9 protein-coding genes are annotated in these 8,362 nt (G+C 64.5%); 3 read left to right on the forward strand and 6 right to left on the reverse strand.

Translation table 11 applies throughout. The features are described 5' to 3' along the window. The 6 genes from ptsP to NR164_RS14415 form a co-directional block, all read right to left on the reverse strand. Positions 1 to 2,511, reverse strand: a complete 2,511-nt coding sequence (gene ptsP / locus NR164_RS14390) for a phosphoenolpyruvate--protein phosphotransferase (RefSeq protein ID WP_256822881.1) — start codon at positions 2,509 to 2,511, stop codon at positions 1 to 3. Positions 2,512 to 2,547: 36 nt separating this feature from the next. Further along, complete coding sequence (locus NR164_RS14395; protein WP_372340287.1) at positions 2,548 to 3,558, reverse strand: SIS domain-containing protein; 1,011 nt, start codon at positions 3,556 to 3,558, stop codon at positions 2,548 to 2,550. Then, positions 3,551 to 4,657: an N-acetylglucosamine-6-phosphate deacetylase gene (gene nagA / locus NR164_RS14400; protein WP_017846148.1), complete on the reverse strand. Its 1,107-nt coding sequence runs from the start codon at positions 4,655 to 4,657 to the stop codon at positions 3,551 to 3,553. The genes NR164_RS14395 and nagA overlap by 8 nt, the downstream gene beginning before the upstream one ends. Positions 4,658 to 4,693: 36 nt before the next feature. Beyond that, positions 4,694 to 5,425 carry a GntR family transcriptional regulator gene (locus NR164_RS14405; protein WP_017846147.1) on the reverse strand — a complete coding sequence of 244 codons (732 nt, stop codon included), beginning with the start codon at positions 5,423 to 5,425 and terminating at the stop codon, positions 4,694 to 4,696. Between the two features lie 262 nt (positions 5,426 to 5,687). Continuing rightward, the gene (locus NR164_RS14410) at positions 5,688 to 6,191 is read right to left on the reverse strand and encodes a murein L,D-transpeptidase family protein (RefSeq protein ID WP_017846146.1); all 504 of its coding nucleotides are present in this window, start codon (positions 6,189 to 6,191) and stop codon (positions 5,688 to 5,690) included. Between the two features lie 37 nt (positions 6,192 to 6,228). Further along, entirely contained in the window at positions 6,229 to 6,777 is a 549-nt protein-coding gene (locus NR164_RS14415) for an NUDIX hydrolase (protein ID WP_017846145.1), read from the reverse strand. Between the two features lie 146 nt (positions 6,778 to 6,923). On the opposite strand from NR164_RS14415, the gene NR164_RS14420 reads away from it, so the two are divergent. From NR164_RS14420 to NR164_RS14430, 3 genes are read left to right on the forward strand one after another with little or no spacing between them, the layout of a single operon-like run. Then, on the forward strand, positions 6,924 to 7,526 hold the full coding sequence (locus tag NR164_RS14420; protein ID WP_017846144.1) for a CoA pyrophosphatase: 603 nt from the start codon (positions 6,924 to 6,926) through the stop codon (positions 7,524 to 7,526). A 35-nt stretch (positions 7,527 to 7,561) separates the two neighbouring features. Next, positions 7,562 to 8,086, forward strand: a complete 525-nt coding sequence (locus NR164_RS14425) for a gamma carbonic anhydrase family protein (RefSeq protein WP_017846143.1) — start codon at positions 7,562 to 7,564, stop codon at positions 8,084 to 8,086. Continuing rightward, positions 8,083 to 8,298, forward strand: coding sequence for a DUF1289 domain-containing protein (locus tag NR164_RS14430; protein WP_046382197.1), 216 nt, complete (start codon positions 8,083 to 8,085; stop codon positions 8,296 to 8,298). The genes NR164_RS14425 and NR164_RS14430 overlap by 4 nt, the downstream gene beginning before the upstream one ends. The last annotated feature ends 64 nt before the right edge of the window (positions 8,299 to 8,362 follow it).

The following is an 8,362-nucleotide window of genomic DNA, read 5'->3' on the forward strand; positions in this document are numbered from 1 at the left end:
TCAGCTCAGCGGCCAGTGGTGTTGACAGGCTTGGCGTACCGCCTTGGCGCTGCTCAGGTCGAGCAGGCCCAGGCTCAGTTGCCGGCATTGCGCCGCGTCCAGATGGCGGACGCGGTCCTTGATTTCGCCGATCTGCGGCGGGCTGACCGACAGCTCGCTGACCCCCAGCCCGACCAACACCGGCGTCGCCAGCGGGTCGGATGCCAAGGCGCCGCACACGCCGACCCAACGCCCGTGTTTGGCCGCGCCCGTGCAGGTCTGGGCGATCAGCCGCAGCAGCGCCGGGTGCAGCGCATCGACCCGCGCGGCGAGGCCGGCGTGGTCGCGGTCCATGGCCAGGGTGTACTGGGACAGGTCATTGGTGCCGATGGACAGGAAGTCGGCATGCCTGGCCAGTTGTTCGGCCATCAGCGCGGCGGCGGGCACTTCGATCATCACCCCCAGTTCCGGGCGTTGGGTCAGTTGCAGCTCGACGCACAGTTCATCCAGGCGTTGGCGGATCTGCAGCAGTTCGTCGACTTCGCTGACCATCGGCAGCAGGATGCGGCAGCGCGCCAGCGGGCTGACTTGCAGCAGTGCGCGCAGTTGCTGGTCGAGCACGTCGGGGCGCACCTGGGCCAGGCGAATGCCGCGCAGGCCCAGCACCGGGTTGGCCTCGACCGGCAGCGGCAGGTAGTCGAGCTGTTTGTCGCCGCCCACGTCGATGGTGCGGATGATCACCGACTTGTCGCCCATTGCATCCAGCACGGCTTGATAGGCCTGACGCTGTTCCTGTTCATCCGGCGCGGTGCGGCGGTCGACGAAGAGGAACTCGGTGCGCAGCAGGCCGATGCCGTCGGCGCCGTTTTCAAACGCCACCTGGGCCTCGGCGCTGGAGGCGACATTGGCGGCGACTTCGATGGTCATGCCATCGCGGGTGTTCGCTGGCAGTCGGGCCTGGGTCTGTTGTTCCTGGCGACGCAGGTTCTGTGTTTCGCGAATCCGCTCGACTTCGGCGTGGCGCGTCGCGCTCGGTGCCAGCTCCAGGCGACCGTTGGCCGCGTCGAGCACCACGCGTTGGCCTTGGGGCACATCGAGCACTTCGGCGCCCAATGCCACCACGCACGGCAAGCCTTTCCCGCGGGCCAGGATCGCGACATGGGAGGTGGCGCCGCCCTCGGCCATGCAAAGGCCGGCGGCGTGTTGCGCGCTCAGTTGGAGCAGGTCCGACGGGGTCAACTCGTGGGCGCTGACAATCGCCCCGGCAGGCAACTCGACGTGCCACGCTTCGCCGAGCAGCACGCGCAGCACCCGTTGTTGCAGGTCGCGCAGGTCGTTGGAACGCTCGGCCAGCAACGGCTTGCCCAGGCCCAGCAACACCGCGCATTGCGCCTGGATCGCATCGCGCCAGGCGTGGGGCGCGGCGCTGCCGTGCTCGATGGCGCGGGTGGCGGTGTCCAGCAGGGCCGGGTCTTCCAGCAAGGCGAGGTGGGCGGCGAAGATGTCTTCTTCTTCGGCATTTCGGCGTTGGCGGGCGAGGTCCAGGGTGGTGCGGATTTCGCCGCGCACTTGCTCAAGGGCCGCGTCCAGCCGTTGCAACTGTTCGTCGGCGCAGTGGTTGCCGGTATCGGCCGGCAACTCGATCGTGCTCAGGCGGAACAGCGGCCCGCACACCAGGCCCGGTGCCGCACAGACACCTTGCAACACACCGACCTCGGTGTTCGCGCGGCGTGGAGCAGCCACCACCGGCGTGTGAGGTTCTTCGCCGATGGCGACAGACAGCGCGGCGACCAGCGCCTGCAACGCCGCCGCACAATCCTTGCCGCGACAGGTGACACACACCTCATCGCCCTCACCGATGCCCAGCCCCATCAGGCCGATCAAGCTGTCGCACGCCGCCGACTTGCCGGCGAAATGCAACTGCGTCTGGCTGCTGAACGCTTGTGCGGTCTTGCGGATCAATGCCGCCGGACGTGCATGCAAGCCGCCGCGATGGGTGATCCGCACGTTGGCGCTGGCTTGCGCGACGGAGTTATCCACAGCGGTTTGCAGCGCCGCGCCGGAACGCAGCGCTACGCGCGCCAGCGGTTCACCGTGTTTGACTGAGCGCAGCGGCAGCGGTGTCAGTTCGAAGCGCTCGCTGTTGGTGAGAATGATCAGGCTGACCAGGCTTTTGCACTGGCGCGCAATCCGGTCCAGATCGAACTGCATCAGCGCCTGGCCCTTGCTCACCTGCGCACCGTTCTTCACCAGCAGGGCGAACCCTTCGCCGTTCAACGCCACGGTGTCGATGCCCACATGCATCAACAGCTCGGCGCCGTTCTGCGCGCGAAGCGTCAGCGCATGCCCGGTGCGCGCGACATGGATGATCTCGCCGTCGCACGGTGCGTACAGGCTATCGTTCAGCGGATCGATGGCCAGGCCGTCACCCATGGCGCCGCTGGCGAATACTTCGTCGGGGACGTTGCCCAGGGCCAGCACCGGCCCGCTGAGGGGGGCGCCGAGGGTCAATGCATTATTGTTGTTGGACATGGGCACGGTACTCATCAGGAAATCGCGGTACGCCACTCAGTGGGTGCGGGTCACTTTGCTCAGGTGGCGCGGCTGGTCCGGGTTCATGCCACGGGCGAGCGCCAGGCCGGCGGCCATGACATAGAAACTCTGGATGGCCAGGATCGGGTCCAGGCTCGGGTGTTCGGCGCGGCTCAGCGGCAGGTCGCGTTCGGCGATATCGTCCGGCGCGGCCAGCAACACGCGGGCGCCGCGTTGGCGCATATCGGCGGCCAGGCTCAACAGGCCGGCTTGCTCGGCACCGCGTGGGGCGAATATCAGCAGCGGGTAGTTGTCGTCGATCAAGGCCATCGGCCCATGACGCACCTCGGCGCTGCTGAAGGCTTCGGCCTGGATCGCCGAGGTTTCCTTGAGCTTGAGCGCGGCTTCCTGGGCGATGGCAAAACCGGCGCCACGGCCGATGACCATCAACTGCTGGCAGTCGCGCAGGGCGTCGATGGCGTTCGTCCAATCCTGTTTGGCCGCCTCGCGCAGGCCATCGGGCAACGCACGGCAGGCGTGCAGCAGGTCGGTTTCCTGGTTCCAGTGGCCGACCAACAGCGCGCTGGCGCTGAGGGTGGCGATAAAGCTCTTGGTCGCGGCCACACTGAGTTCCGGCCCGGCGCACAGCGGCACATGGAATTCGCAGGCGGCTTCCAGGGGCGAGTCTTCGGCATTCACCAGCGAGATGCTCAAGGCGCCGCGTTGGCGCAGCAGGCGCAGGCTGTCGACCAGGTCCGGGCTCTGGCCCGACTGAGAGAAGCCGAATGCGACCTGGCCGCTGACCTTCAACGGCGCGTGCAGCAGGGTCACCACCGACATCGGCAACGACGCCACCGGAATGCCCACGTGCTGCATGGCCAGGTAGGCGAAGTAGCTCGCGGCGTGGTCGGAACTGCCGCGAGCGACAGTCATCGCCACGTGCGGCGGCTGACGGCGCAGGCGCTCGGCGATGTCTTGCAGGCGCGGGGCCAGGCGTTGCAACTGCGCCGCGACCGCGTCGCTGGAGGCGAGGGCCTCTTCAAGCATTTTTGAAGACAATGGTTTCTCCTTCGACCATGACGTCGGTGAGGTGCAGGGAGCGGTCCAGGCGCACGCAGTCGGCAAAGCTGCCGGGTTGCAGGCGGCCGCGTTGTTCCAGGCCCAGGTAGTCCGCCGGAAATTGCGACAGGCGTTGTGAGGCTTCGCTGATGGGCAGGCCGATCTTCACCAGGTTGCGCAGTGCCTGATCCATGGTCAGGGTGCTGCCAGCCAGGGTGCCGTCGGCCAGGCGCACGCCGCCCAGGCATTTGGTCACGGTGTGGCTGCCCAGCTTGTATTCGCCGTCGGGCATGCCGGCGGCGGCGGTGGAATCGGTGACGCAGTACAGGCACGGGATCGCGCGCAGGGCCACGCGCATGGCGCCGGGGTGTACGTGGAGCAAATCCGGGATCAATTCCGCGTACTGCGCGTGGGCCAGCGCCGCGCCGACGATGCCGGGCTCGCGGTGATGCAGCGGGCTCATGGCGTTATACAAATGCGTGAAGCTGGTGGCGCCGGCGGCGAGGGCGGCGACGCCTTCTTCATAGCTGCCCAGGGTGTGGCCGATCTGCATACGCACGCCGCGTGTACTGAGGGCGCGGATCAGGCGGTCATGCCCGGCGATTTCCGGGGCGATGGTGATCACCCGGATCGGCGCCAGGCGCAGGTAGGCTTCCACTTCTTCCATCAATGCGGTGTGGGCGAAGTTGGGTTGCGCGCCGAGTTTGCCCGGATTGATGTAGGGCCCTTCCAGGTGGACGCCGAGGACCCGGGCGCTGCCGCTCGGGCGTTGCGCGCAGAAGCTGCCGAGCTGGCCGAGCACGCTGGAGATTTCATCCACCGGCGCGGTCATGGTGGTGGCCAGCAGCGACGTGGTGCCAAAGCGCACGTGGGTGCGGGTGATGGTTTCGAAGGCGTCGGCACCTTCCATGATGTCTTTGCCGCCACCGCCGTGGACGTGCAGGTCGATAAAACCCGGCAGCAGGTAGGGCAGGTCGTTGTCGGCCGGGTCGCAAGGTGCGCCTTCAATGGCGATCACCTTGCCGTGTTCATGCACCAGGCGGCCGCGAATCCAGCCATGGGGTGTGAGGATATTGTCTTCGGACATGGGCAGTTCTCTAAGGCCGCGGTACGCGGCAAAGGCCTATCGACGCAGCTCGGCGACAAAGTCGTAGTAGTCGTTGCGGCAGTAGGTGTCGGTGATTTCGATCGGGGTGTTGTCGGCGGTGTAGCCGACACGGGTCATCAGCAGCATGGCGGTGCCGGGGGCGATGCCGACCAGCGCGGCGAACTCGTCCGAGGCGTTGATCGCCTGGATATGCTGCAGGGCGCGCACGATGGGTTTGCCGATGCCTTCGAGGTACTCGTAGAGGGACTGGCCGATGGCTTGCGGGTGCGGCAGCACGGCGGCGGGCATGGTGGTCATTTCGATGGCCATCACCGTGTCGTCCGCCTTGCGCAGGCGCTTGAGCCGCGCCACTTTGTCGGTCGGCGACAGGCCCAGGCGGATCAGCTCTTCGTGGGTCGGCGCGCTGATGTCGCGTTCCAGCCACTGGGAGCTGGGCACAAACCCCTTGAGTCGCAGCATCTCGCTGAAGCCCGACAGGCGCGACAGCGGTTGTTCCAGGCGTGGCGTGATAAAGGTGCCGGAGCCTTGGCTGCGACGGATCAGGCCTTGGGCAAACAAGACTTCCAGCGCCTTGCGGGCGGTGACGCGCGAGATGCTCAACTGCTCGCTGAGGGCGCGTTCCGACGGCAGGGCCTGTTCAGATTTCCATTGGCCGGCGTGGATCGCCGCTTCCAGGTTGCGGGCCAGTTGCAGGTACAGCGGCGTGGATTGCTTGTCGTCGGGACGCAGCGTCAGGATGGGGTTCATCTGTCAGGTTTCCGATGCGGTTATTAGTGTGTTGTCGCCCGGTATTGGCCGGAAACTAATACCACTTAAATACCATGTCAATGCTGCCAAAACGCTTCGGCTCCTGGTTTCAGGGCGCATTAACGGTGTCTGGTATCAAGTGGTATTAGAGAGGTCTTTAAGGCGCGCAGAGCTGCGCAGCCTGCGGGGTGAATTGGTATTCACCGGCAGGCGCTGTCGAGGGCAGGAAACTTTTTTTAGTTAATTGACCGAGGGGCGAAGGTTACGGGCGGATCTCGACCAGGGTGCCGTCCTTGACCAGGTTCCAGACTTCGCGCATGTCGACGTTACGCATGCCGATGCAGCCGTCGGTCCAGTCCAGGGTGTGAAACCACTGCTCCGGGTACTCCGCGGTGTCGGGCGTGCCGTGGATCATGATCATGCTGCCGGGGTTGACGCCTTGGCGGCGGGCACGGGCCGAATCGCTGATATTGGGGTAGGAGATGTGCATGGACAGGTTGTAGCGGTCGCTGGTTTTGCGCCAGTCGATCCAATACAAGCCTTCCGGCGTGCGACGGTCGCCCTCGATCAGCTTGGTGCCCTTGGGGTTTTTGCCCAGGGAGATACGGTAGGTCTTGAGGGGTTTGCCGTCGTTGATCAGCTGCAACTGATGGGCGGACTTGAGGACCAGAATTTTCTCGACCGTTTTGCCGCCCAGGGTTTCCAGGGTGGTGGCTGAGGACAACGTGGCGAACGACAGGCAGAGCAAAGCAAGCAACCAACGCATTAAAACGATTTCCCTTGGACGACGATCTGCCGGTTTGTTATTGGGCGGGCTGGGACAGCGGCGGCACAGCTTCGTTGCGCACCGGGAACGACCGTAGGCGACGGTCGGCGAAGAAGTATTCTAAGGTACGCCCGACTGTGCGGAAAGCCAGCTCGGACCAAGGGATATCGGCCTCGTCGAACAGTCGCACTTCCAGGCTTTCGGGGCCAGCGGCGAAGTTCAGGTCAATCAGCTCGGCGCGGTAGAACACGTGCACCTGGCTGATATGCGGCACGTCGATCAGCGTATAGAGACTCAGGTTGCGTACATGGGCGCAGGCTTCTTCCATGGTCTCGCGCATGGCGGCCTGTTCCACGGTCTCGCCGTTCTCCATGAAACCGGCGGGCAGGGTCCAGTAACCCAGGCGGGGCTCGATGGCGCGGCGACACAACAACACTTGATCGCCCCACACCGGCACGGTGCCGGCGACGATATTGGGGTTCTGGTAGTGAATGGTATGACAGTGATCGCATACAAAACGCAGGCGTGCGTCGCCTTCGGGAATGCGTTGGGTGACCGGTTTACCGCACTGGCTGCAGAAATTCATGCTGGGGTTCCTGGAAAGTCTGCCTATCTTGGCGTGGGCGGCAGGGCCCTGCAAGTTGTCGTTTCGCGACAGCCCTTCGGTTTTGGGGTTGGGCGCCCGCGCGCTTTGGTGCATGATGCAAAGTAGCCAACAGACCGAGATGACTCATGCTGGACGAGCTACTTCGCCGGGTAAGCAATCACACACCGCAACGGCTTGAGACCGACGGGCGTTTCCCCGAGGCCGCCGTGCTGGTGCCGATTACCCGCAGTGACGAACCTGAGCTGATCCTGACCCTGCGCGCCAGCGGCCTGTCGACCCATGGTGGCGAAGTGGCCTTTCCCGGCGGGCGTCGCGACCCCGAAGACCCGGACCTGATCTTCACCGCCCTGCGCGAAGCCGAAGAAGAAATCGGCCTGCCGCCTGGCCTGGTCGAGGTGATCGGCCCGTTGAGTCCGCTGATTTCCCTGCATGGCATTCGGGTCACGCCCTACGTTGGCGTCATCCCGGACTACGTCGACTACCTGGCCAACGACGCCGAAATCGCCGCCGTCTTCAGCGTGCCCCTGGAGTTTTTCCGCCAGGACCCGCGCGAACATACGCACCGCATCGATTACCAGGGCCGCAGTTGGTACGTGCCGAGCTATCGGTTCGGCGAATACAAGATCTGGGGGCTGACGGCAATCATGATCGTCGAGCTGATCAATTTGCTCTATGACGATGCCAACATCAGCCTGCACCAGCCGCCCAAGAGCTTCATCCATCTATAAGCCATCGTTTAAATGGCCAGTTGTGAGGACATATCATGAAATACCGCCTGGGCGACGCCCGCGTTGAGACGCACCCACACAGCTGGGTGGCGCCGAATGCCACGCTGGTGGGCAAGGTCAAGCTGGAGGAGGGCGCCAATGTCTGGTTCAACGCGGTGTTGCGTGGCGACAACGAACTGATCCTGATCGGCAAGAACAGCAATGTGCAGGACGGCAGCGTGATGCACACCGACATGGGTTACCCGCTGACCCTGGGCACCGGCGTGACCATCGGCCATAACGCCATGCTGCATGGCTGCACCGTCGGCGACTACAGCCTGATCGGCATCAACGCGGTGATCCTCAACGGCGCGAAGATCGGCAAGCACTGCATCATCGGCGCCAATTCGCTGATCGGCGAAGGTAAGGAGATTCCCGATGGCTCGCTGGTCATGGGCTCGCCGGGCAAAGTCGTGCGCGAATTGACTGACGCGCAGAAGAAGATGCTCGAGGCCAGCGCTGCACACTATGTGCATAACGCCCAGCGTTATGCGCGGGATCTGGTCGAGCAGGAAGAATGAAGCCGCCAGAACGCCCCGTCGCCTCGCCGTGCGTAAGCATTTGCGCGCTGGATGACGACGACATTTGCACCGGTTGCCAGCGTACCGTGGAAGAAATCACGCGTTGGAGCCGCATGGACAACGCCGAGCGTCGGGTGGTGTTGGGGTTGTGTCATGAGCGGGCGCTGGCGGGTGGGTTGGTGTTTATGGCGTCCGGTAAATCCGTTGGCTGAATCATTGTTATCGGGGTGTACAGACGGAGACATCCTTTACAAACGAGACCGGGGACATCCTTTA

Origin of the sequence: Pseudomonas sp. Pse79 (assembly GCF_024519615.1) — a bacterium.
Lineage (GTDB): Bacteria > Pseudomonadota > Gammaproteobacteria > Pseudomonadales > Pseudomonadaceae > Aquipseudomonas > Aquipseudomonas veronii.